At 38.1% G+C, this 23,868-nt stretch carries 19 protein-coding genes and 5 tRNA genes; 17 read left to right on the forward strand and 7 right to left on the reverse strand.

Going from position 1 to position 23,868, the window contains the following annotated elements:
• Window positions 1-29: 29 nt before the first annotated feature.
• The 3 genes from mazG to EFD62_RS07090 all read left to right on the forward strand — a co-directional run bounded on the left by mazG (window position 30) and on the right by EFD62_RS07090 (window position 1,636).
• Window positions 30-815, forward strand: coding sequence for a nucleoside triphosphate pyrophosphohydrolase (gene mazG, locus EFD62_RS07080; protein ID WP_069196398.1), 786 nt, complete (start codon window positions 30-32; stop codon window positions 813-815).
• A 153-nt stretch (window positions 816-968) separates the two neighbouring features.
• Window positions 969-1,244, forward strand: coding sequence for an HU family DNA-binding protein (locus EFD62_RS07085; RefSeq protein ID WP_069196399.1), 276 nt, complete (start codon window positions 969-971; stop codon window positions 1,242-1,244).
• Window positions 1,245-1,396: 152 nt separating this feature from the next.
• Window positions 1,397-1,636, forward strand: a complete 240-nt coding sequence (locus EFD62_RS07090) for an RNA-binding S4 domain-containing protein (protein ID WP_069195697.1) — start codon at window positions 1,397-1,399, stop codon at window positions 1,634-1,636.
• A 255-nt stretch (window positions 1,637-1,891) separates the two neighbouring features.
• On the opposite strand, the gene EFD62_RS18310 is transcribed toward EFD62_RS07090, so the two are convergent.
• Window positions 1,892-2,224: a type I restriction endonuclease subunit R, EcoR124 family gene (locus EFD62_RS18310; protein ID WP_069195698.1), complete on the reverse strand. Its 333-nt coding sequence runs from the start codon at window positions 2,222-2,224 to the stop codon at window positions 1,892-1,894.
• A gap of 8 nt (window positions 2,225-2,232) precedes the next feature.
• Window positions 2,233-2,520 (reverse strand): hypothetical protein, encoded by a 288-nt coding sequence (locus tag EFD62_RS17840; RefSeq protein WP_407921085.1) that lies wholly within the window; start codon window positions 2,518-2,520, stop codon window positions 2,233-2,235.
• 180 nt (window positions 2,521-2,700) lie between these two features.
• Here EFD62_RS17840 and yabP point away from each other — a divergent pair, with 180 nt between their 5' ends.
• The 8 genes from yabP to EFD62_RS07140 all read left to right on the forward strand — a co-directional run bounded on the left by yabP (window position 2,701) and on the right by EFD62_RS07140 (window position 8,454).
• Window positions 2,701-2,991 (forward strand): sporulation protein YabP, encoded by a 291-nt coding sequence (yabP, locus tag EFD62_RS07105; protein ID WP_069195699.1) that lies wholly within the window; start codon window positions 2,701-2,703, stop codon window positions 2,989-2,991.
• Window positions 2,992-2,996: 5 nt separating this feature from the next.
• A complete protein-coding gene (yabQ, locus tag EFD62_RS07110) occupies window positions 2,997-3,515 on the forward strand; it encodes a spore cortex biosynthesis protein YabQ (protein ID WP_268919958.1) in 519 nt (172 codons plus the stop codon).
• Window positions 3,516-3,610: 95 nt separating this feature from the next.
• Entirely contained in the window at window positions 3,611-3,892 is a 282-nt protein-coding gene (locus EFD62_RS07115) for an FtsB family cell division protein (RefSeq protein ID WP_069195701.1), read from the forward strand.
• 118 nt (window positions 3,893-4,010) lie between these two features.
• Window positions 4,011-4,433, forward strand: a complete 423-nt coding sequence (locus EFD62_RS07120) for a S1 RNA-binding domain-containing protein (RefSeq protein ID WP_069195702.1) — start codon at window positions 4,011-4,013, stop codon at window positions 4,431-4,433.
• A 298-nt stretch (window positions 4,434-4,731) separates the two neighbouring features.
• Window positions 4,732-4,820: transfer RNA gene (locus EFD62_RS07125), tRNA-Leu, on the forward strand.
• Window positions 4,821-4,830: 10 nt separating this feature from the next.
• Window positions 4,831-4,906, forward strand: a tRNA-Met gene (locus tag EFD62_RS07130).
• A 253-nt stretch (window positions 4,907-5,159) separates the two neighbouring features.
• Window positions 5,160-6,416 carry a methyl-accepting chemotaxis protein gene (locus tag EFD62_RS07135; RefSeq protein WP_069195703.1) on the forward strand — a complete coding sequence of 419 codons (1,257 nt, stop codon included), beginning with the start codon at window positions 5,160-5,162 and terminating at the stop codon, window positions 6,414-6,416.
• 337 nt (window positions 6,417-6,753) lie between these two features.
• Window positions 6,754-8,454, forward strand: coding sequence for an ABC1 kinase family protein (locus EFD62_RS07140; protein ID WP_128705907.1), 1,701 nt, complete (start codon window positions 6,754-6,756; stop codon window positions 8,452-8,454).
• 149 nt (window positions 8,455-8,603) lie between these two features.
• On the opposite strand, the gene EFD62_RS07145 is transcribed toward EFD62_RS07140, so the two are convergent.
• Window positions 8,604-11,198, reverse strand: a complete 2,595-nt coding sequence (locus EFD62_RS07145) for a calcium-translocating P-type ATPase, PMCA-type (RefSeq protein WP_069195705.1) — start codon at window positions 11,196-11,198, stop codon at window positions 8,604-8,606.
• Window positions 11,199-11,481: 283 nt separating this feature from the next.
• Here EFD62_RS07145 and EFD62_RS07150 point away from each other — a divergent pair, with 283 nt between their 5' ends.
• The 3 genes from EFD62_RS07150 to EFD62_RS07165 all read left to right on the forward strand — a co-directional run bounded on the left by EFD62_RS07150 (window position 11,482) and on the right by EFD62_RS07165 (window position 15,001).
• Window positions 11,482-12,042, forward strand: a complete 561-nt coding sequence (locus tag EFD62_RS07150; RefSeq protein WP_235832593.1) for a TetR/AcrR family transcriptional regulator C-terminal domain-containing protein — start codon at window positions 11,482-11,484, stop codon at window positions 12,040-12,042.
• A 621-nt stretch (window positions 12,043-12,663) separates the two neighbouring features.
• Complete coding sequence (locus EFD62_RS07160; RefSeq protein WP_069195706.1) at window positions 12,664-14,106, forward strand: TraB/GumN family protein; 1,443 nt, start codon at window positions 12,664-12,666, stop codon at window positions 14,104-14,106.
• A gap of 175 nt (window positions 14,107-14,281) precedes the next feature.
• Complete coding sequence (locus EFD62_RS07165) at window positions 14,282-15,001, forward strand: sensor histidine kinase (RefSeq protein WP_069195707.1); 720 nt, start codon at window positions 14,282-14,284, stop codon at window positions 14,999-15,001.
• Between the two features lie 23 nt (window positions 15,002-15,024).
• Here EFD62_RS07165 and EFD62_RS07170 read toward each other — a convergent pair whose 3' ends face one another.
• The 4 genes from EFD62_RS07170 to EFD62_RS07185 all read right to left on the reverse strand — a co-directional run bounded on the left by EFD62_RS07170 (window position 15,025) and on the right by EFD62_RS07185 (window position 22,880).
• Entirely contained in the window at window positions 15,025-16,908 is a 1,884-nt protein-coding gene (locus EFD62_RS07170; protein WP_206659752.1) for an ABC transporter ATP-binding protein, read from the reverse strand.
• Window positions 16,905-19,031, reverse strand: coding sequence for an ABC transporter ATP-binding protein (locus tag EFD62_RS07175; RefSeq protein WP_069195708.1), 2,127 nt, complete (start codon window positions 19,029-19,031; stop codon window positions 16,905-16,907). Before EFD62_RS07175 ends, EFD62_RS07170 begins: the two co-directional genes overlap by 4 nt.
• 361 nt (window positions 19,032-19,392) lie before the next feature.
• Complete coding sequence (locus tag EFD62_RS07180) at window positions 19,393-20,460, reverse strand: tetratricopeptide repeat protein (protein ID WP_069195709.1); 1,068 nt, start codon at window positions 20,458-20,460, stop codon at window positions 19,393-19,395.
• A gap of 182 nt (window positions 20,461-20,642) precedes the next feature.
• Window positions 20,643-22,880 (reverse strand): tetratricopeptide repeat protein, encoded by a 2,238-nt coding sequence (locus EFD62_RS07185; protein ID WP_069195710.1) that lies wholly within the window; start codon window positions 22,878-22,880, stop codon window positions 20,643-20,645.
• A 335-nt stretch (window positions 22,881-23,215) separates the two neighbouring features.
• Here EFD62_RS07185 and EFD62_RS07190 point away from each other — a divergent pair.
• The 3 genes from EFD62_RS07190 (at window position 23,216) to EFD62_RS07200 (ending at window position 23,486) form a co-directional block, all read left to right on the forward strand.
• Window positions 23,216-23,292: transfer RNA gene (locus EFD62_RS07190), tRNA-Met, on the forward strand.
• A 35-nt stretch (window positions 23,293-23,327) separates the two neighbouring features.
• Window positions 23,328-23,402: transfer RNA gene (locus EFD62_RS07195), tRNA-Glu, on the forward strand.
• Between the two features lie 8 nt (window positions 23,403-23,410).
• A tRNA-Val gene (locus EFD62_RS07200) sits at window positions 23,411-23,486 on the forward strand.
• Window positions 23,487-23,868: the final 382 nt, after the last annotated feature.

Genomic DNA, 23,868 nt, shown 5'->3' on the forward strand with positions numbered 1-23,868 from the left:
CAACCAAGTACTGCCAGGGAGCTGATAATATGATAAAGGATAATTATACCTTTAATGATTTGCTTGAAATTATGAAGCTATTGAGAAGTGAAAACGGGTGCCCGTGGGATAGGGAGCAAAACCACGAAAGTCTTAAGAAGTACCTTATCGAAGAGACATATGAGGTTCTTGAGGTAATAGATCTAAATGATAAAAAAAGGCTATGTGACGAATTGGGTGACCTTTTGCTGCAGATTGTTTTCCATGCTCAAATAGCAAGTGAAGATAAGGAATTTGACATGGATGACGTAATAACGGGTATCTGCAAAAAGATGGTACACAGGCACACCCATGTTTTCGGCACTGATAAAGCGGACACCGCCGATGAAGTTTTAACCAACTGGGAGGAAATAAAGAAAAAAGAAAAAGGAATGAAAAGCCAGACAGAGGTCCTAAAGGATGTGCCTTCAAATCTCCCGGCGTTGATGAGAAGCTACAAGGTTCAGCAAAAAGCCAGTCAGGTCGGATTCGACTGGAAAGACACAGATAGTGTATTTGAAAAGGTTTGTGAAGAAATAAACGAATTAAGAGATGTATATAAGAGTAAAGATGTGGCAAGAATAAATGATGAACTTGGAGATGTATTATTTTCCATAGTAAATTTATCTAGATTCTTGAAGGTTCAGCCGGAACTTGCGTTAGTCGGTTCGATAAACAAATTCATAGAAAGATTTGAGTTTATTGAGAAAGAGGCCGAAAAATCCGGAAAGACCCTTACGGAAATGTCCCTTGAGGAAATGGACGAGCTATGGAATAAAGCTAAGACAAAAAAATAAGAAAAATTTTCTTAAAATGCGGAAAGAAAGGAGGAATTTCAAAGTTTTCAGCGAATAAACATTACTTAGGATTTACAAAGCATGACAATTATTTTAAATAAAGAAACAAAAGTTTCAAATGAAATCCAATATAAAAAAACAGGAGGATTGTATATGAATAAGACAGAGTTAGTAGCAAGTATGGCTGAAAAAAGTGAATTATCAAAGAAGGATGCGGAAAAAGCCCTTAATGCTTTTATAGAAAGTGTTGAGGAAGCTCTTTCAAAAGGTGACAAGATCCAGTTGGTAGGATTCGGTTCTTTTGAAGTAAAAGAAAGAGCTGAAAGAAAGGGAAGAAATCCTCAGACAAAAGAAGAAATTACAATTCCCGCTACTAAAGCCCCAGTGTTTAAGGTTGGAAAGGGCTTGAAGGAGTTAGTAAACAAATAGGATTTAGCCGATAAAACACATCTTGTACTTTATTTTATGAAGTAAAGTGTTTAACAATAAAACCGATAAAAAAGAAAAGGGCTTCCGTGGGTGAAGCCTTTTTATTTAACCTCTTGGAGTGAAATGAAAGAGGTTGGGGGGATTTTATAATTATGAGAATCGATAAGTACCTTAAAGTCTCGAGACTTATTAAAAGACGTACATTGGCCAATGAGGCCTGTGAACAGGGTAGGGTCATGATAAACGGCAAAGTGGTAAAACCCGGTGCTGAGGTGAAGATAGGAGACATTATAGAAATTCGGTTCGGGAACAATACCACGAGGGTTGAAGTGACAGCAATAAGTGAACACGTCTTAAAATCAGAATCAAAAGAAATGTATACTATTAAGTAATTATGCAAAAAAGGCATTGAAGAAAAACTTAAGTAAACAGCTTCAAGCGGGGAAAAAGAAAAATACCAGTCACATTTAAACTTAATGGCTTAATGTAGCTGGTATTTTTACTACTCTGTATTGTTTGTTACTGAAAGTGTAAATTTAGCCATAGTCATTTTAGCAATAGATGAAACGATTTTTTCCAAACCTCAGAGTAGAGTATTTATTCTATAGCAACCTATCAATTTATTTAGTCTGATGTATTGATTCTTGCTATATCAACCCAAAATACTTCTCAAAAAATATCATCAGCTTTCCAATAATTCCTTGCTTTTTGGCAGCCCTGCCTCCGCCAAAGCGAGATACAGGAGGCATGATTTTATCAATGTCTGTACCGGTTGTTTTAAGCATTCCGTCTCGGAAAGCATTGTCCATGAAACGGCGGGTTTCTTCAGGCTTTAATTTTTCCTCGATTTGTTGCCAAATAAGCCTTTCGCTCGCTCTGATTGAGCGAGCACGTTCGAGAAGTTCACGAAAATAGTCTTTGCCAAAAGCAGTTTTACCCTGCTTCAATCTTTCATCATCCGTAGCAAAGCCTTTTATCATATACTCTTTTAATACACCAGTTGTCTAAATTCTAAAATGTGTTGCTTCGCGTGAATTAACTCATAACCAACTGAAATAATGGCATCAAGATTATAGAATTTTGTCTCTCTCCTTTGTGTTTTATTGTGAATTACACCGTGCTGAGTGGTTATTTCCATTTTGGAAACAACCACTTCTTCAGAAAGCTCGCCTTCTTCAAAAATATTTTTTAGGTGTTTACTAATTGCCGGTGTTTGAACACCAAATAATTTCGTCATTGCTTTTTGGGTTAGCCAAATGGTTTCGCTTTTAATCAAATCAAGAAATTCAAATTTTCAGCACTTAATTCATATATTTAACCTGTCTACTTGGAAGAGGGCATATCACATTTACGGGTGATTGTGATTTATCTATGGAAATTGTTCGTTAAGAGTCATTTTTATTATTGTACATGCATAAATATTTAAAAGTGTAACATAAGATTGGAGGGGTAAAGGATGGTTGAAGATAAAAAGATGCAAAAGACCGGGATGCATAACCTTATACTTGAAAATAGAGAAAGGCTCAGCATTTCGGGAGTTGTGGATGTGGAAAGCTTCAATGATGAAATGGTTGTTGCCGACACGGAATTAGGCCTTTTAATCATACGGGGAGAAGATCTTCATATAAACAAATTAAGCGTGGAAAGCTCAGAGCTTAGTATAGAAGGGTATATCACAAGCTGTGAGTACAACGATAAAGACGGAAGATCAAAAGGAATGGGTTTCTTTGCCAAAATGTTCAGATAGGATAAGTGATTAAATTGTGGGTATCTGTTAGCAATCAGGCATATGTTTTTTTTAGTTGTGTCCTAGGAGGCATGATTGTAGCATTTATATATGATATTTTCAGGGTTAGAAGGAAGGCTATAAGATCAAGTAATCTCATTGTGTATTTTGAGGACTTTATTTACTGGATTATTGTAGCATTAACCCTTTTTGCTATCATTTATAGGAGTAATGAGGGTGAAATAAGAGGTTATCTCATATTGGGGATAGTCATTGGTATTATCCTGTACGCTTTGCTTTTAAGCAAAATAGTCATGACTATATTCTTGTTTATTATTAATATAATATATAAAGCAGCTGTTACCCTTTGCGGTATTCTGTTGTTGCCTATAAGGGTGGCACTAAAAATACTGGGGGTGCCGGTAAAAAAAGCATATAAAATTGTAGCCCGAGGTGCCGGAAAGATAAAAGGAGCGAGTAAGAGAAAATTAAGCAAAATAAAAGCATCCGGAAGGATACTAAAGAATATTAGGAAAAAAATATAGGAAAGGAGGATTTTACTAATACGCGTAGAATTATATCATTATGTTGTTGAATGATTCTATACAGTAGGTCGATTTTAGTAGGGAGAGAGCAATAAATGGGCAAAAGAAAAAAGCGTAGTTGGGGTTTAATTATTATAACTGGAGCTTTGATGTTTTATATTGGAACTGTTCTTGTGAAGCAACAGGCTATAATGAATTCGCAGAGGCAACAGTTAAAACAGCTTGAGCAGAATATAGAACAGGAAAAAGAGCTTAATGAAAAGCTTCTTAGACAGAAAGAAGAGGTTGCATCTGAGAAGTATAATGAGAAGATTGCCCGGGAGAGTCTTGGGATGGTCAAAAACGGCGAAAGGGTCTTTGTTGATGTGAATCAGTAGTCTGATTCTAATTACCCTCCATATTTCTTTAATTCAAGAAATTCATGATACTTGACGTAAGTCAATATCATATTATATAATCAAAGTACTTTATTTAATCAGGAGGATTAATTATTCTATGCTCGTTGAAGTAGGTAAAATTGTTGAGGGCAAAGTTTCCGGCATTACTAATTTCGGAGCTTTCATTCAGCTCTCAAACGGTCAGACCGGCTTGGTTCACATCTCTGAAGTTGCTGAGGAGTACGTAAAAGACATTAAGTCTCATCTCAAAGAAAATCAAACGGTTAAGGTCAAAATTATTTCTGTGGACAAAAACGGAAAAATCAGCCTGTCTATTAAGAAGGCTTTGGATCCGAAAAGACCGGTTGTTAAGTCCACCAAACCTGAGGAAGTGGATTGGAGTAATCATCATTCTTCCAACCTTACCTTTGAAGAGCGTCTTGCTAAATTTATGAAAGATAGTGATGAAAAGATGCATGACCTCAAAAAGAATTTTGAATCAAAGAGGGGCGGCGGAGGATACAGAAAGTTTGTCCAGTAATTCTGTTTTTCCCTGACGAAAAGGTTAATTGTGTGAAGCTTTGGTTATGACCATGGGCTAGGTATTTTATTGCATTTTTATGCTTGTAATATGTAATAAATATGATGCATAAATATTAAAGAGACTTTTATTAGTGGTAAAAGTCTCTTTTTAGGTTATAAGTGTTTACGGCAGAATAAGCAGGATATTAAACAGAGGATCTATGGTGATTGGTATAAATTTCCGTTAAAAAAGTGTTGACATTAGAAAAAACATATATTATAATAAAAAAGTCGTTTGAACAGAGGATTTCAGAGTTGCCGGAGTGGCGGAACTGGCAGACGCACAGGACTTAAAATCCTGCGGGACTTACCTCCCGTACCGGTTCGATTCCGGTCTCCGGCACCAATTTAAATATCGCGGGGTGGAGCAGTTGGTAGCTCGTCGGGCTCATAACCCGAAGGCCGAAGGTTCAAGTCCTTCCCCCGCAACCAAGAGTAGTCACGCTTATCCAAAAGGGTAAGCGTTTTTTATTTTGGCCTCTTTTGGTGAAATGAAAAAAATATTATCTAAAACTGAGAAGGATTTTTAGTTGTGAATGTAGAAGATACATAATTACACAAATTCATTAAAGGTTTACCAAATACGATGATTTATACAAGCCAAATTAAAGAACTCTTCATAACCTATACTCAACAGCCTTCAAATTAGAGTAGATATAAATAAATCCATAGGAGGGAGCAATATATGAAAAAGCCTAGAAGAACATCCAGTCCTTTGCGGGTAGCTTATTTGTTTTCTGCGATACTTGCAGTGAGCAACGGTGTATTCATCTACATAATGTCAGGCAAGAGGCCGGCGGCTTTAATTACCAATATACTAGTCTGTGCATTTATAGCATTCACAATAAAAGTAGCAACTGATATTACCTTTAAAAGAATCGTTAGTAAAATCAATATGGATATGGAAAAGGTAAATCAGGGGGATTTATCTCAATTGATTGAAACGGAAGACACCGGAGAAGTGAAAAAAATATCTGAGGCTGTCAATTCTATGCTACGAGAGATTTGCGCATTGATTGAAAGCTTCCTCTCTATCTCATCCCTCATTATGGAATCCACAGAAAAAGTGAGTGCGGCAGCAGAGTCGGCATCACAAGCCATGGATGAGATATCGAAAACGGTGGATCAAATAGCTGTAGGAGCATCATCCCAAGCGAATGAGGCACAGCAGGGTGTACAGGTTATGGATAAATTATCGGAACAGATCAGTCTGGTATATCAAAACTATAACAGTATTACTGATGATACGAGAAAAATCAGTGATTTGAATAATGTTGGGCTACAATCGGTTAAAGTATTGAGGGATAGAGCCAAGGAGAATTATGATACAACAGAAAAGATATTTTCAGTTGTTGAAAAGCTTACAAATGGTGTAAAGGATATAGGAAGCTTTGTTGAGTCCATTGAAAGTATAGCAGAGCAAACAAACCTGTTGGCACTGAATGCAGCGATAGAAGCGGCAAGGGCCGGTGAAGCGGGTAAGGGATTTGCTGTAGTTGCCGATGAAGTGAGGAAGCTTGCCGACCAGAGCAGAAAATCTACAGAAGAGATTAATTTATTGATGAACAGTATACAGGAAGAGTCTGTATTGGCGATAGAGTCTATGGAAATAATGAGAAGAGTATCGGCAGACCAGAATGATGCTGTTAATCAGACGGATAGTGCATTCAGTGACATTGCAAACGCAATAAATTCCATAGTTCTAAGAATCAACGATGTAAATCAGGCAGTTGCAAAAATGCAGAATGACAAGGGAGAGGTAATTTCAGCGATTGAGAACATCTCGGCAGTTTCCATGGAGACTGCTGCATTCAGCAAAGGAGTGGCGGCGACAACGGATCACCAGCTAAAATATATCGGCGATATGAAGGGCGCTTCCAGCCGTCTTAACGAACTTGTGGAGGAACTGGATGGCAGACTGGCAAAATATAAGATAAAATGATCTTGTTATAACTTATTTCCAAGCTTTCAATAAGGCCTTTATAGGGCCTTATTATAATTTAGCCTCTTTTGGTGAAATGAAAGAGGCAAAAGCGAAGGACACGATGTCTTGAACTTTTTATTGAAAGGATATTTTCAAATTTGCCCGTAATTACCTGGAATCATTGACTATTTTCTTCGCACCGTGATAATATTAAATTAGTTGGCTATATAGCATCAAACAATATCCAATTCTCTCGAATGTAAAAGTTCAAATAGATAATAATAAATAGTAAAAATATATGGGCAGGGTATAAAAAGCATTCTAAATGAAGCAAAACTGCAAATCGGGGGATAACATGGTTATAAACAAAAGGGTCAATATAAAAAGATATAAAGAAATAATATCTGTCTTTGCCAAGCATGGTTTTGGTCTGTTGTTTGATCAGCTGGGGATTTTTGACTACTTGAAGATGGGTAAAAAGATTACATCCACTGAAGGAGATGACGATAGCTCAAGACTCTCTATGGGTGAGCGGATTCGGCTGTCCTGTGAAGAACTGGGCCCAACGTTTGTAAAGATAGGGCAGATACTCAGTACAAGACCCGATGTGATTCCGTCCGACATTATTGAAGAACTAAAAAAGCTTCAGGATTCTGTGCATCCTTTTTCTTTTGAGGAAGTTAGGACAGTAGTGGAAAGTGAGTTTGAGGATAAGCTTGAGAATATCTACTTGGAGTTTATTGAGGAACCTATTGCTGCGGCTTCCATATCCCAGGTTCATTGCGCAAAGCTAAAATCCGGGGAGAAGGTTGCGGTTAAAGTACAGAGGCCAGGAATAGAGAGAAACATAGATCTCGATTTAAATATTCTCAAGGATCTTGTGCATTTTATCGAAAATCACACAAAATACGGGAAGATTTACGATCTTATCGGAATGGTGATAGACTTTGAAAAAACGATAAAGAACGAGCTGGATTTTACTAGAGAAGGGGAAAATGCCGATACTTTCAAGAAGAATTTTGCTAAAGAAGGAATTGCCAGAGTTCCCGAGATAAAATGGACATATACCACAAGACGTGTGCTTACGATGGAGTACATTGAAGGTATCGGGATTGATGATATTAAGAAATTGGAAAGGGCGAGGATTGACAGAGTAGAGCTGGCCAGAAACCTTGCCACATCAATATGCAATCAAATATTAACAGACGGTTTTTACCACGCGGACCCACACCCGGGGAACATCAGAGTTCTTCAGGATGGTACGATAGTTTTTCTGGACCTGGGCATGGTGGGCAGTATTGGGGAGTCACGGAAGAAAAGTATATCGAATTTCTTCATAGGCTTATCCACCAAAAACAGCAAAATAGTTGCCAGGTCGATTGTTGACCTGGGAGAAATATCGGAAAGGCGTAATTTAAAAAGGTTTGAAAAAGACATAGATAGAATGATTGATAAGTACATTGCTATGCCTTGGAGCGAAATAAAGGTGGTTGACCTGTTTTATGAGGTGTTTAATATTGCGTTTATAAATGAAATAAAGATACCTCGAGAATTTGCTATGCTGGCCAAAACCCTTGGTACTGCTCAAGGTGTGCTGGAAAAGCTGGCACCGGATCTTAACTCCATTGAAATTGCCAAACCCATAGCGAAGAAGCTGATTTATCAATCCTTCTCGGTAAAAAACGTTACCAATAGCATAAAGAAGAATGCTCTAAATTATCGGGACGTGGTGGACCTGTTTAATGAATTTCCGTTCATTGCTTTGAGCTTTTTGGAAAAATTCGAAGATAGAGATTATACCCTTCAGCTTGGGATTAAAGATATTGATAGAATTATGAAGAGGCTCGACAGGAACTTTAATAGGATGTCTTTTAGTGTAGTACTTCTTGCTGTAAGTATCATTATTACGGGTATTATTATAGGCTCCAGCCAGAGCGCAAGCGCAGGAAGCGAAATGTATTTTGTAAATGTTACGGCACTTCGGATTGGGCTAGGAACTGTGGTGGCCATTATATTAGGTCTAATCATTTCAATGTTTCGATCAGATCACTTTTAATCTATGTTTTTCGTAAATTCAGTTTTGAATACCAGGTACGGATTATTATAAGATTTGATGTTTTTGTGAACCATTTTACTACATTGAATTCTTCGATCTTTGATGAATTATAATGGGGGCAATATGCCCCCGTTATAGTTTCATTATTATTATGCTTTCTTTACTGCAAATGCAATAAGTTTAACCAATTCCACAATAGGAATAATTGCAAAGGCAAGACCTATTGAGATAAGGAAGTTTGATCCTGAAAGCGGAGTCAGCTTAAATATGTTATTAACACCCGGTACATATATTACAAATAGCGATAAAGCGAAAGCTAATACCATTGCACCAAATAAAACCTTGTTGTGGGTTTTCAATCTGAAAATAGACTTGGTCATTGACCTTAGGTTGAGGGATTGGAAAACCTCACATGTGGACATTGTTAAAAATGCCATTGTCATTCCTATTATATGGGATTGTGTGTTGCCTATAAAGTAGGATATCAACGTTAATGCTGCAATGGCAATACCTTGATATATTATATTAATTCCTAGGCCATTGGCAAAAATCCCTTCTTTTGTGCTACGAGGAGGTCTTTTCATAATGTCTTCTTCGGCTTCTTCCATACCTAGTGCTATGGCTGGCAGTGTGTCGGTTACAAGGTTAATCCACAGTATATGTATAGGTGAAAACAGTATAAATCCTTGAAGTGTAGCTATAAACAATGCAATAACCTCGCTCAAGTTTGAGGATAAAAGGAACTGTATAGACTTACGGATGTTGTCATATATTCTACGTCCCTCCTCAACTGCATACACAATTGAAGCAAAGTTGTCGTCAGCCAGAACCATATCGGATACATTTTTCGTAACATCGGTACCGGTAATTCCCATACCAACGCCTATATCGGCGGATTTAAGAGCCGGGGCATCGTTAACGCCGTCGCCCGTCATTGCAGTGATTTTGCCGCGGTTTCTCCATGCATTTACAATTCGCACCTTATGCTCAGGCTGTACTCTTGCATAGACGGAATAGTTTTTAACCTTTTCTTCAAAATCAATGTCGGATATTTCAGACAGCTCCGCTCCAGTGATAGCCTGACTTTCATCGGAGATAATGCCCAATTCTTTTGCAATAGCAACTGCAGTATCTTTATGGTCCCCAGTGATCATAATAGGGCGTATACCTGCCTGACGGCATTTTTCGATGGCTGCTTTTACCTCCGGACGTACAGGGTCAATCATGCCTGCAAGACCAATAAATGTTAGGTCCCGTTCAAGGCTTTCTGGAGATGTGTCAGCAGGCAAGGAATCAGTCTCCTTCATTGCCGATGCCAAGACACGAAGGGCTTTATTTGCCATCTTCTTGTTTTCACTGAGAATCTCGGTGCGGTGCTTATCTGTCAGAGGAACCACACCATCTTTTGTGAGAATGTGAGTGCAGTTCTTCAGAAGCTCATCGGGTGCTCCCTTTGTATACTGAACAAATTTGCCGCCTTCAGTCTTGTGGACTGTAGACATCATTTTCCTAACTGAATCAAAGGGGGCTTCTGCAACACGGGGCATTTTCTTTTCCATTTCGGTTTTATTGATCCCCATATCAAAAGCATATCGTACAAGGGAGCTCTCTGTAGGCTCACCGATTACTTCGCCGTTTTCTCCCGATATATTGGCATCATTGCAAAGAGCCATGGAGACAGCAAGCTTTTGGACATCTCCAAAGGAATCTACAACAGTCATTTTATTTTGAGTCAAAGTACCTGTCTTATCGGAACAGATAATTTGTGTACATCCCAATGTTTCAACTGCGGTTAGTTTTCGGATGATGGAATTGCGTTTGGACATTTTTGTGACACCGATGGAAAGAACAACGGTGACAACCGCTACCAAACCTTCCGGAATTGCAGCAACAGCTAGACTGATTGCCAGCAAAAATGTGTCCAGAACATTATCCCCTGAAAAACCTCCGCTCCTCAATACTCCAAAGACAAATATGAATATACAGATTCCGAGTACACCCACGCTAAGTACCTTGCTCAATCCGGCAAGTTTTTTCTGCAATGGTGTTTTTTCCTCGTTCGTATTGGAAATAATGTTTGCGATTTTTCCCATTTCTGTGGACATTCCGGTGCTGACTACAACACCTTCGCCGCGGCCGTATACAACATTGGTGCCCATGTAAGCCATGTTGCGGCGATCGCCAAGAGAAATGTCCTTATCCGATGGAGGTATGGCATCGGCATCTTTCTCGGTAGGCACTGATTCTCCGGTGAGGGATGCTTCTTCGATTTTCAAGCTTGAGGCTTCAATAATCCTCATATCCGCAGGAACAGCATCACCTGCTTCGATAAGGACTATATCACCGGGTACAATTTCGTCGGACTTGATTTGCATCACCTGACCGTTTCTCCTGACTTTAGAGTAAGGAGATGACATTTTCTGCAGGGCTTCAATGGCTTTTTCTGCTTTTCCTTCCTGCACTACACCCAGTATTGAATTTACAACTACAACCATCAGTATGATGATGGAATCAGCCGGCTCTCCCGCAATGCCTGAAATAATGGCTGCTACAATCAAAACAATGATCATAGGGTCCTTCAACTGGTCTAAAAATTTGGCAAAGACTGTTTTCCTTTTGCCTTCGTCCAGCTTGTTATGACCGTATTTTTCAAGCCTCTGTGTAGCATCCGTTGGGTTAATACCGTTTTTGGAGCTTCCCAGCTGTTTTAATACAGTTTCGATACTTTCAAAATAGTGTTTCATTTCCCATGTCCTTTCATAATAATTTTATTTTCATTATTTAATGTATTATTTTTAGGATATCCTAAATTAGCCAGTAAATATTATATCCTAATAGCTTTGTTTGAAACAATGATGTCCAAGGGTTAAGGTCTAATTAACAATTATCTTTACAAATAATCTACCATGAGATAAGATTTAAAAAAACCAATATTTATAACTAAGTGTCCGGTTTTTACACAGATTGCCCAAAGTGTGTAATTTTCGGACAGATTATATTAAATGTCCATATATGAGGTGATTGATAATGGCAAAACCCGAGCTTACCAAACAGCTAATAGCTCAAACTCTAAAGAAACTTATGTTGAACACTCCGCTGGATAAAATAAGTGTTCAAGAAATTGTAGACGCATGCGGTCTAAATAGAAAAACCTTTTATTATCATTTTCAAGATAAACAGGCCCTAGTCTGTTGGATTTTTGACACTGAATTTGCAAGCCTTACAGATGTCAATCAAGATAACTCAGTGTTTGACGAGCTTGTGGAGCACTTATATAAAAACAGGGACTTTTATGTTGCTGCCCTTACTTCAAACGTGCAAAACAATCTTAGTGAACATTTTTTCAGGATTATTTATGAATCTATTAAGGAAAAAGCTGAAGATGTGCTGGGGGACAATAAAATTGCACCAGCTGAATTCAATATAATTATAGATTATTTTACCAATGCGATTGTCGGGAGTATTACCCAATGGGCGAGAGGGGGAATGAAAAGCCCTCCTTATGAATATAGAACGAGTTTTTATCCGTTAACGGAGGAATGCCTGAGATTTATTGTTGAGAAAAAGATTAAGAAGCACAATAAGTAACAAGAGTAGAGAGTGTCATAGGATATTTGTTGAGAAAAAGATAAAAAGGTAGAAAAGGAGGTAATAAGTGTATTATAATAAGATATAAAAGCTAGTAGGTGCGTATTTGCCAACTTGCAGCAAAAGACTGAATTGCTGAAGATTATCGATAGCAATTTTGAAAGAATAAGTTACGGGTATTTACTGAAAGGACATGGTTTGTTTTCTTTTGCTTCTTCCTTGGAGAAGGCTCAAATATATACAGAAGCGTTTGAATTTTTATTTATGTACGAATATATGAAAAATTAACTTATTTAGCGGTGCTTTCTAACTTTTAATCGCAAATATAACATGATAGTATACGTGATTAAGAGTTTTCCCAATTCATTAAGATTAAAAGACGATAGTTTCATTATCTATGACGATATTTTATTTAAAATATTCTGTAGATAATGAAACAATCAGCATTAATTCGGATAATCCTGGATACTTATTAGAAACTTTAGATACTACAGTCAGAGCAAAGTTTCATAAATCAGATAAGACTTTTAAAGCAAATACTAATGGTGAAGAAGACAGGTACTAATGTGGGGTTCAATAATATATAATTAATAAATGAATATGAAGGAGAGGGTGTTTTAAATGAAAAAAACAGCAATGGTAAAAGTAGTTGTAGCAGCATTGATAGTTGTGCTTTCACTGCAAGTTCTTGTGTTTGCAGAAGAACAGCCGCAACTTCTAGTATCGGCACCTGTTGAACAACCGGACGCATGGGCTTTGGAAGCTGTGCAATGGTCGGCAATATATGGACTTGCATCCGAGGAGATGTATGCAAAGTATTCATCTAAGGCCACACAGGAAGAGTTACTTCAGGTTTGTGCAAATCTTTATGAAAGATTAACAGGTAAAGCTGTTGATCAGGAAGATGAAAAACTCTTTACTGATAACGACAAGTTTGCAGCTCAAAAAGAAGCAACTAGGCTGGAAATGGTCACAGCTGTATACAATGTGCTAAAGGCCGCACAACCGGAATTTGATTTTAACGCCAATATAAATCTTACCTTCAAGGATATTGGCTCAATACCTGAGAGTTCACTGGATATTATTAAGTATTCTGTCTCAAAAGGTATATTAAACGGAAGGAGTAAGGAAATTCTCGATCTTGAAAGTCAATGCACAAGGCAGGAACTGTTAGTATTTACAAAAAACGCATATGAGTTTGCTATATATGAGTCGGGAAGGGATTCTAAAGGTGCCTTTTGGAAAGTAAGTGATGAGGATAGTACAGTCTATCTGCTGGGTTCAATACATATTGCGGATGCAACATTGTATCCGTTATCGAAAGACATATTGAATGCTTATGAGCAATCTGATGCTTTAGTTGTTGAAGCAGACATTTCAAAGCAGGAAGAATCAGCGAAATATATGGCGGAAAAGGCTATGTATGAAGATGAAAATACTCTTGACAAAAATGTACCGGAAGATATTTATAAGCAATTTGTAGAGTTTATTACTCCTTATGAAATTGGTGAGGAAGTATATAACAAGTTTAAGCCTTGGTATGCGGCATTGCTGGTTCAAAACCTGCAGCTTTCAGAAAACTCATATAGCGGAAACTTGGGAGTAGATATTTATTTTCTTTCAAAGGCAATGGGTCAAAAAGACATATTGGAAATAGAAGGCATCAAGTTCCAGGTAGATATGTTTGACTCTTTCTCAAGTGAACTTCAAACTCAGTTTTTGGCTTCCAGTTTAGGTTTAAGTGAAGGAGATGAAGAAACAGAAGCAAACGCTGAAGCAAATATAGAGTTGGTTGCCTATATGTTAAAGTGCTGGAAAGAAGGCAATACAGAAGAGCTTGCAAAGATAGTTAAGGCTGACCACGAAGTTGAAGGAGAAGTTAATGAGTTTAATGAAAAAATGTGGATATCAAGGGATAACAATATGGCACAAAAGGTGAAAGACTACCTTGCCGATCCGGAAAGCAAAACTTATTTTGTGGTAGTCGGAGCAGGGCATATGGTAGGAAGCAATGGAATTGTTGCACAATTGGAGGACGAATATAAAGTAGAGCAAATTAAATAAATCAAACATAAGACAAATTAAAAGCGGGAGGTCTTAGATAGCCTTACCGCTTTTTTGTTTTAGCCTATTTCATTCCACGGGAAATGGTGGGCAAAATGAAGAAATAAAGGAGATTAATTATCTGTGTCGAATACAAATTACTGCTTTAGGATGAAAATAAAGGGGTGTATATGAAATGCAAGCATGGGAAAACACCGTAGAATTTGGAAACACGGATATTCTAAAACACAAAAGGGTTGAATCATACCAAAAAACGATTGCTACAGCGGAGCTTATGGCTGCAGCTATTCATGACCTTAAGAATCCGCTTGCCAGTATAAGGGGTTTGGGACAACTGGGTATGCTCACGTCTTCATCAAAAAAGGAGCGGAGTTATTTCGAAAGGATAATAAAACAGGTTGATTCATTAAACACCTCAGTAATTGATTTGCTGAATGTCTTTAAGCCAGAAAAGAGCGTCAGAGCCAATCCTTCGTTGATTGTAAAGGAAGTTTTGGACGAGTTTCAGGCAACTTGTGATATAAATAATATTGAGCTGGTTTTCATAGCAAGATGTGAAGGAGAGATAAGTCTTCATATCAAGGTGTTTAAGAGAGCTATAGAAAACTTGGTCAGAAATGCTGTTCAGGTATTGGCCAATGGGGGCAGAATTAAAATATACACCAGCGAAAATGACAGCAACTTTTTTATGTCGATTAATGATAATGGGCCGGGTATTCCAGAGGAGGCAAAAGAGTCAATGTTTCAGCCCTTTGTTTATCAACGTAAGGATGGGACCGGTTTGGGACTGTTTATGGTTCAGCATGCGATTGCCGAGGTCCATGGAGGAAAGATTTGGTTTGATAGTGAATTGGGCAAGGGGACAACATTTTATATCTCATTGCCCAAAAACTAAACAGGATAAAAAAAAGACAGGGTTTAACCTGTCTTTGCATCCTCGAACTGACTGTTGTATAGATTGGCATAAAAACCGTCTTTAGCAAGGAGCTCCTTATGATTGCCCTGTTCTACAATATCACCGTGATTCATAACAAGAATCAAATCGGCATCGCGGATGGTTGAGAGACGGTGAGCAATTATAAAGCTTGTGCGGTTTTGCATAAGGTTATCCATAGCTTTTTTAATCTGAAATTCTGTACGGGTATCAACGGAGCTTGTCGCCTCATCAAAAATCAGAATCTTTGGGTTTGCCAGTATAGCCCTCGCGATAGTTATAAGCTGCTTCTGTCCCTGTGAGATGTTGGAGGCTTCTTCATTAAGTATCATATTGTAACCATCGGGCAGGGTATGGACAAAGCTGTCCACGTGGGCTGCTTTGGCAGCGGCAATAACCTCTTCGTCGGTTGCATCAAGACGGCCGTAGCGTATATTTTCCATTATGCTGCCATTGTATAGCCATGTGTCTTGAAGAACCATTCCAAACATTGAGCGCAAATCGTTTCGGGTAAAATCCCTGATGTCATGACCATCAATAAGGATTGCCCCTTCATTTACATCATAGAAGCGCATCAGGAGCTTTACCATGGTGGTTTTTCCGGCTCCGGTAGGGCCTACTATGGCAACCTTCTGCCCTCGCTTCACAGAAGCTGAAAAGTCATTGATGATGATCTTATCAGGGGTGTATCCAAAGTGGACATTTGCAAAATCAACGTTTCCCTGAATATTGTGGAGATTTATATGCTTATCTGTATCTGCGATTTCTTCTTCTTCATCAAGAAACTCAAATACACGCTCAGCGGAGGCAGCAGTCTGCTGAAGTATGTTTGAGACATTTGCAAGCTGTGAAATTGGCTGGGTGAAGTTTCGGACATAAATTATAAATGCCTGAATGTCACCTACAGTAATGGTCTTTTTCACCGCAAGATATCCCCCCAGAATGCATATAAACACATATCCGAGATTTCCGATAAAGTTCATAATGGGCATCATCACGCTAGAAAGGAACTGGGATTTCCATGCTGCCTTATAAAGGAGATTGTTGGATTTCTCAAACTCCTCAATGCTCTTTGCCTCTCCATTAAAGGCTTTCATTACCAGATGGCCACCATACATTTCTTCAACATGGCCGTTTACATGTCCTAAGTAATCCTGCTGCTGCTTGAAGTATTTTTGTGAAAAATTCACAACAAAGGCGATTAGTAAAAGGGACACAGGAACAATCAGCAAAGCGACAAGAGTCAATTGCCAGCTTATAATTAGCATCATAATTAGTGTGCCTATGAAGGTAGTGGCCGATGTTATAATTTGTGTCAGACTTTGATTTAATGTCTGGCTGATGGTATCTACATCGTTGGTAACACGGGACAGAACTTCTCCGTGGGTTGTTCTGTCAAAATATTTTAGCGGCATACGATTAATTTTTTCAGAAATATCTTTTCGGAAACGATAACTTATTTTCATTGAGATTCCTGACATAATCCAACCCTGGATGTACGAAAATAATGTGCTCAATAAAAACAATGTCAGAAGAAAAATAAGCTTTTGTGCAATATAACCAAAGTCTATTCCGTTTCCCGTGCCATTGAGTTTGCTCATAAAGCCGTCGAACATTGCCGTGGTGACTTCACCGGTCACATTAGGGCCAATAATGTTAAAAGCTGTGCTGATGGCAGCCAATATGAATCCAGCTATTATACCGGGTTTGTAGCTGCCAATATACTCCAGAAGCTTTTTGATTGCACCTTTAAAATTTTTTGCTTTTTCCCCTCGATGCATTACAGCATTGGGACGGTGCAAACCACCTCCGCCTTGGCGTTTGCCGTTCAACTGGGAATTAACCGATTTATTCTTTTCCATGCTCATGCCAATTCCTCCTTAGAAAGCTGTGATAAAACGATTTCGCGGTAGGTATCGCAGGTTTGAATGAGCTCACTGTGAGTGCCGATACCAACTACCCTGCCCTCATCAAGGACAATTATCTGATCTGCATTCTTGATGGTTGAAATACGTTGTGCCACAATAATAACAGTGCTTGAAGCTGTATGCTCCTTTAGGGCTTTTCTTAAAGCTGCATCTGTCTTAAAATCCAGGGCAGAAAAACTGTCATCAAAAATATAGATTTCAGGCTTCTTAACAATAGCGCGGGCAATTGACAATCTCTGTCTCTGACCGCCGGATACATTTGAACCACCCTGGGAAATCTCACTTTTAAAGCCCTCCGGTTTTTCGGAAATAAAATCTATAGCCTGAGCAATTTTAGAAGCAGTACGTATTTCATCCTCAGTGGCATTTTCATCGGCATACTTTAAGTTAGTCTCAATGGTGCCGCTAAACAAAGAGCTCTTCTGAGGCACATAGCCGATATGCTCACGAAGTTCATGCTGGGGTACTTCTCTTATATCTATACCGTCAACTAGAATTTGCCCGGCTGTCACGTCATAAAATCTGGGGATTAGGTTGATCAAAGTTGTTTTGCCTGCTCCTGTAGAACCGATAAATGCAGTGGTCTGACCAGGCAGTGCAGTAAAGTTAATGTCCTTTAGCATATTCTCACTAGCTCCCGGATAGCGGAAGGATACATTCCTAAATTCAATAACTCCGTTTATTTTCTTTCCATAGTGCTTTGGTGATTCGGGGTCTGTAATTTCCGGCTTCACATCCAAGATCTCAGCGACACGCTGTGCTGATACGGAGGCTCTTGGCAGCATAATAAACATCATAGAAAGCATAAGGAATGAAAAAATTACCTGGGCTGAATACTGCATAAATGCCATCAAATCTCCCACTTGCATATTTGCATTGGCAATTTGCTGTGCTCCAATCCACATTAAAAGTACGGAACCACCGTTCATTATGAAGGTCATAGTGGGGAATAGAGTTGCCATGACACGACTTACAAACAGGTGTGTGTCTGTAAGCTCCTGATTTGTCCTGTCAAAGCGCTTTTCTTCAAACTTCTGGGTGTTGAAGGCCCTTATTACCATCATCCCCGTGAGGTTCTCCCGGGTAACGAGATTGAGACGGTCAACAAGTTTCTGAATAGCTTTAAACTTTGGAACAGCTATGGAGAAAACTATAAGAATAAGCCCTAAAACAACAATGACCGCAAGAGCAATCAGCCATGACATTGACGGACTTTTGTTTATTGCAAGTATAACTCCTCCTATTCCCGTGATAGGAGCGAATAATACCATTCTTATCGTCATGAAAACCAGAGTCTGGATCTGGGTTATATCATTAGTTGTTCTTGTTATAAGTGAGGCTGTGGAGAACTTATCAAACTCTGAATTGGAAAAGGACTCAACCTTTGCAAATACATCCTTTCTTATATTTCTTGCAACTCCTGACGCAGCTTTTGAGGCGAAAAGGCCTACAATAATAGTGGCCGCCATACCTACTAAAGTTATTAGAAGCATGGTTAATCCGGTATTTATGATATAATTTCTTTGTGTTTGTGCGGTGTCCATGCCCAATGCCACATACTCTGCTTTAACTAAGAGGGCAGTAGACAGATCTAACTTGTCTTCGTCTAAGACTTCAAGTTCTGCAATTTCGTTTTTGGATAATTCACTTGTTGGTTTTTCGGATATACTTGCAGCAAGAAGAGCTTTGCCCATTATCGGATTTAATAATTCAGACTGGGTTTTATCTATATTTTTTATCACAAAAACAGGCTCATTATTCAAAGTAGGATATTTGTCTATGTACTTATCGAAGTTTATACTGGATTTATCAATCAAATCATAGCATTCGAGGGCTTTATCTCTTTCCTGCGGGGACATGAACAATACAATCTCATCCATTTTGCTTTTTCTTATTGCATTCGGTATTGAATTTTCAATTCCTTCCTGCTGTATACCGATATTTACAATATCGGACATATAATTCGGCAGCGCGAGGTCGGTAAGGGCTTGTATAAACAATAACGCAATTGCGATAGCTATATACAGGGCAAATGGTCTTAGATATTTGACTAATTTATACACTACTGCATCCTCCCCTATTTCATAATAAAAAACTTTGGCATACAAAGTATTTTACTATTGTTATTTTAACCCTGTCAATACAACAGAATACAACATTCAATCAAATAGGAAGGAACGAAATAGGTTGAAGGGAATAAAATATAGTAAAAGGCGAAAAATAATTTAAGATTTTTGGCTTGAACCCCATAATAATTTGAGTTGATACCGAAATAATATAGTAGTGAGAAGATTAGTGTTTGCTAAAAAAGTTAAAAATGTTTGGTATGAAGGTAGAAGAGAGGCTCGTTATCGAGCCTCTCTCTATATAAATGTTATTTTTATTTTTATCTTACTCTAAAATCGATGTCAAAGCATACAAAATTTACTTTCTCCACTCCAACTCACCGTTGAATATGGAAGTAAGCAGATTAATTGTATAATTGTCAATGTATGTGCCGTTCTTTAACTGCTCAAACATTTCGTCTCTTTCCTTTGTCATATTATTATAGTGGTATGCTAAAGCCATATTGGATACCGAGAGGGGGTTGGTTTTGTCCAGTTCATATGTTTTAGTCGCAAGTTCCATCCCTTTCTTGACATCTCCAAGTTTGAGTTCGGCCCTTACAAGGTTTCCCAATGCAGCAGTGTTTTGCTGGTTGTCAGCCAAAACCTTCTGGCAGTATTCCACGGATTTGTCGTAGTCTCCTTTTTCACAGTATATTTCAGCGAGAAGGAGGTGACCGAAATAAAAGTCATCATATTTGGCAAGTACATCATTCATAAGCTGCTCAGCTTCATCATACCTCTTTAGTTCTACTTTTTTATCCGCAAGATAATAGGTTGCGCAAACATCATCGGGATAATATTCTAAATATTCAGTAATTGCCTCTACAAGAATTTCGACATCATCATAGTATGTAAGCAGTGTGGTATAAAAACTGTTGTCTTGAGGGTAGTAATAGGTCTCGATTTTTTCAATAATTGAATTTACCATGTCTACCAGTTCCATATCCGATTCTCTTCCGGATATAGTTTCAAAAGTGGCGAAAGCTTCGTCAATTTGTAGATTATAGTATTGGGCAACAAACAGCTTTGCCAGAACGACAGTGGAATCTGAATGCTTTTCGATTGCCTTCTTATATTCGTTGGCAGCAGTAATATAATTCTTTTCTTTTGAAGCCTTTTCGCCTCTGTTAAAAGCTACGGTACCGCTTACAACAGAAGTAAGTTTGATAAGAGAAAAGATAGTTGCAGCAAGTATTATAATTAAAGAAAAAATCTTTATCCATAAAGGAAAGCGACGTTTTGTGGGTTTGTTTCTGCGATGTCCAGATAAATCTACATTGTAACCTTCCTTTATATCAGGGCTCGAAGAATATTGAGACACTTCTTTTGTGTCAGGCGCTGGTATACTTGAGTTGTGATCTTGGTTTTCATAATTCTGTTCCATATAATTCCCCCTAAAACAAGTTGTAATAGGTAACAATGGGATGAGACTATTGCTAAAGAATCAATGTAGCAATTGCTTGTAAAATGATGATTATTTGCAAAAGACGATACTGTGAATATGTTACTATTACTATTTAATATATTGAATATAGCATAAAATAGCTCTAATTTCAATAACCATACTTATTTTGACGCCTGGCGCTTTACTTCGTTTATGTAGGCAGAATCACTGGAGCCGTTTACATAAATGTCAGGCACAATTTTCTTCCCCATTATGTTTTCCTCCATAACATTCCAATAAAAGCTTACCAGATAAATCATGTACTTTTTGGCCTTGTCTTCATAAGCTAGTTGTCCAACACCTTTGCCTACAGTCGGATGGCCGATTATGACAACATTATTAAGGTACTTTTTAAGACCCAGGGCAAGAATCTCCGAGCTGCTTGCAGAATACTCATTGACAAGAACAAGAATCTTCTTAAACTTTGTCTGAGTAGCATCGGAATAGTATGAATACATATATCCGTCTCTATAGACTATGTAGCTTGTGGTACATGCCGGCAAGAGATAGTCTAATATGTCAGTGGAAGAAGATGTAAGTCCTCCTGTGTTATCCCTAAGGTCAATAACTAAAACTTTGTCTTCGGGGTTTTCAATTGAATCAATTATTTCTTTGAATTCCCAGCTGACACTTGCGGTAAAAGAGTTGATTTTGACATAGTGTATGTTTGATTCAAGTTGTTTTGAGACCACTTGAGAAATACTTTCTTCATATTTTACTAAATCATAGTCTTCACCGTGGATTACAAAAGTAAACATGTCATCCTTCTGCCTTATGCCATCGATAAATTTGCATATGTCGTCCACACTAACTTCGTCTTTAGCTTTGAATTCGTTTGCCAGAGCGTCAAAGTTCATTACTTTGTCGTAGTATAAGTAATTGCTTTTAACAAAGTCAACTATTCTCTCCGATTCAGGGAGCTTTTGCTTGTCAATCTCTGCCTTAAGGTATTTTACACCTTCATCATCAGCAGATATTTTTGCAGCCTTTTCAGTATATTCCGATGCTTTTTCATAATCCTGAAGACTATAGTATTCCCAAGCAATAGAAGTTATAATACCAATATTTTCAGTGTTTATCTCATGGGCCTTTTTATAGTATTCAATAGCCTTTTCGGGTTCAAGCTGTATGCTATAGCAATCGCCAATATACCAGGGAATATCCTCGCAATTTGGGAAAATGGCTGCGGCACTTGTAGCAAATTCTATACACTTGCTGTAATTTTTTTGCTGGTATAGGCAATAAATTTTATTAAGATAAGAATCTTCATATGAGGAGTCAACTTCTATTGCTTTATCGAAATGCTTCATGGCCTCCGGATAGTTGTACTCAAAAAAATATGTTTGCCCTTTGATATCATAGGCAGCGGCGTTGTCATCTATGGATAAGGATTTGTCACATACTTCTCTGGCTCCATCCATATCCCCTTTATCAAGAAGGCTTTGAGCCTTCCATGCATAGGCATCAAGATAATCGTATTTTAATCGCAGAGCCTTGTCACAGTCTTCGATAGCCTCATCATATTTCCCGAGATAATAAAGAGAAATGGCTTTGGAAACGTAAGCATATGGATCTGTAGGGTCTTGTTTGCTCACTGTATTAAAAAAAGGTATTGCTTTTTCGAATTCTCCAAGATGATTTAGGCAATCACCTTTTGCAGTCATAGCGTCTAGATCATCGGGATCAATATCAAGCAACTTATCTAGAATGTCTATGGTCTCTTCTATTTTGCCAATATCGTAAAGCGTCTGTGCTTTATTGTGGTAAGCATAAGTATTCGTAGGATTAAGTTCAATTGCTTTGTCATAGCATTTTATGGCTTCGTCCGTTCTTCCGAGAGCAACAAGGGCAAAACCTTTGTTTGAATAAGCTACATCATTGCGAGGATTAAGTTCGAGTGCCTTTTCGGCATATTTAATTGCCTCTTCAAATTCACCGAGGTTATTTAAACCAAAGGCCACATCATTTTGATAAGCACTGTTTGACGGCTCTAATTCCATTGCTTTTTTTAAGTTCTCAAGGGATTCGTCATACCTTTCAAGGTCGGCTAGAGTAATACCTTTGGAATTATAAGCTTTAGCCATATCGCTGTTAATTTCAATGGCTTTGTCGAAAGATTCCAGGGCTTTTTCATATTTTCTTAAAGCGTGCAAAGCTAGGCCTTTACCGAGATAAGCCTTCTCATTACTGGGGTTTATCTCTATAACCTTGTCATAATACTCTATTGCATCTTCGTATTGTCCGGAATCAAATTCTGACTCGGCTGTTGAAAAGTAAAGTGTTGCTTTAATAGAGCTGTTGCATGAAGTAAAGAGCCCCATGCTAAGCACTAAAATGAAGAGTAAAAGATGTTTTTTCACTAAAATCCCCCATTCCCAATAAATCAAATAATCGGTGCTCAAACATAAACCACTCGGGATAAACCTTCGAAAATTTCGGAGTTGATATTTCCTAAGGGTATTTGAAGACACATTTTCATGGACATAGTACCTCTTATTAGTACATTATACCATATTATACATTCTGACTCTATACTTTTGTCAACGCATAGAATAAAGATTCAACATTCCAGAAAAATACACAAACTTTTATTAAAATTATGCTTGACATTTTTTTAGTCTATTGCTACAATAGTAAAGCGTGCTGGACATAATTAATTTTTGTAACAGTACGATGTAACATATAGTATATATATGGCGGCGTAGCTCAGTTGGCAAGAGCATACGGTTCATACCCGTAGTGTCGTTGGTTCGAATCCGACCGCCGCTACCATTATAATATATTAGTTGTTTAATAAAATAATACATGGCCCATTGGTCAAGCGGTTAAGACACCGCCCTTTCACGGCGGTAACAGGGGTTCGAGTCCCCTATGGGTCACCATATTTTATGGGCGCTTAGCTCAGCTGGGAGAGCATCTGCCTTACAAGCAGGGGGTCATAGGTTCGAGCCCTATAGTGCCCACCACAACGGTTGTACAATAATGTACAACCGTTTTTGCGTTTTAGCCTCTTGGAGTGAAATGAAAGAGGCAAAAGTGAAAGGACTCGATGTCCCGAGCTTCTATTTTCCTTTTATTTATCGAAATGGGCAAGTTGATTGATATCGAGAGAAATTTTCTTGGTGAAAATATATAGGTATCAAAAAAGTTTTTGACGAAATGTTACATTATTATCGAGAAAATTTATGATTTCATACTTTGATGAAAAGTTTCATTCATGTTCCTATAAGTTTGTTCTATGTAATCCTCGGGGTATCTTTTGAGAATAGGTGTCAAATTAATTTTTAGAATACTCAGCCAAAATCGACAAAGATTTTTTGGGTACTATTCTATAATCAGTTCTGCGAG

This window comes from Acetivibrio mesophilus, from assembly GCF_004102745.1.
Classification (GTDB): Bacteria; Bacillota; Clostridia; order Acetivibrionales; family Acetivibrionaceae; genus Hungateiclostridium; species Hungateiclostridium mesophilum.

Coding starts and splice junctions, on each gene's coding strand:
- EFD62_RS07170 (WP_206659752.1), bottom strand. CDS start 16,908: ATGAGCATGGAAAAGAATAAATCGGTTAATTCCCAGTTGAACGGCAAA.
- EFD62_RS07180 (WP_069195709.1), bottom strand. CDS start 20,460: ATGGAACAGAATTATGAAAACCAAGATCACAACTCAAGTATACCAGCG.
- EFD62_RS07160 (WP_069195706.1), top strand. CDS start 12,664: ATGAAAAAAACAGCAATGGTAAAAGTAGTTGTAGCAGCATTGATAGTT.
- EFD62_RS07150 (WP_235832593.1), top strand. CDS start 11,482: ATGGCAAAACCCGAGCTTACCAAACAGCTAATAGCTCAAACTCTAAAG.
- EFD62_RS07090 (WP_069195697.1), top strand. CDS start 1,397: ATGAGAATCGATAAGTACCTTAAAGTCTCGAGACTTATTAAAAGACGT.
- EFD62_RS07135 (WP_069195703.1), top strand. CDS start 5,160: ATGAAAAAGCCTAGAAGAACATCCAGTCCTTTGCGGGTAGCTTATTTG.
- EFD62_RS18310 (WP_069195698.1), bottom strand. CDS start 2,224: ATGATAAAAGGCTTTGCTACGGATGATGAAAGATTGAAGCAGGGTAAA.
- EFD62_RS07140 (WP_128705907.1), top strand. CDS start 6,754: ATGGTTATAAACAAAAGGGTCAATATAAAAAGATATAAAGAAATAATA.
- yabP (WP_069195699.1), top strand. CDS start 2,701: ATGGTTGAAGATAAAAAGATGCAAAAGACCGGGATGCATAACCTTATA.
- EFD62_RS07165 (WP_069195707.1), top strand. CDS start 14,282: ATGCAAGCATGGGAAAACACCGTAGAATTTGGAAACACGGATATTCTA.
- mazG (WP_069196398.1), top strand. CDS start 30: ATGATAAAGGATAATTATACCTTTAATGATTTGCTTGAAATTATGAAG.
- EFD62_RS07145 (WP_069195705.1), bottom strand. CDS start 11,198: ATGAAACACTATTTTGAAAGTATCGAAACTGTATTAAAACAGCTGGGA.
- EFD62_RS07120 (WP_069195702.1), top strand. CDS start 4,011: ATGCTCGTTGAAGTAGGTAAAATTGTTGAGGGCAAAGTTTCCGGCATT.
- EFD62_RS07115 (WP_069195701.1), top strand. CDS start 3,611: ATGGGCAAAAGAAAAAAGCGTAGTTGGGGTTTAATTATTATAACTGGA.
- EFD62_RS07085 (WP_069196399.1), top strand. CDS start 969: ATGAATAAGACAGAGTTAGTAGCAAGTATGGCTGAAAAAAGTGAATTA.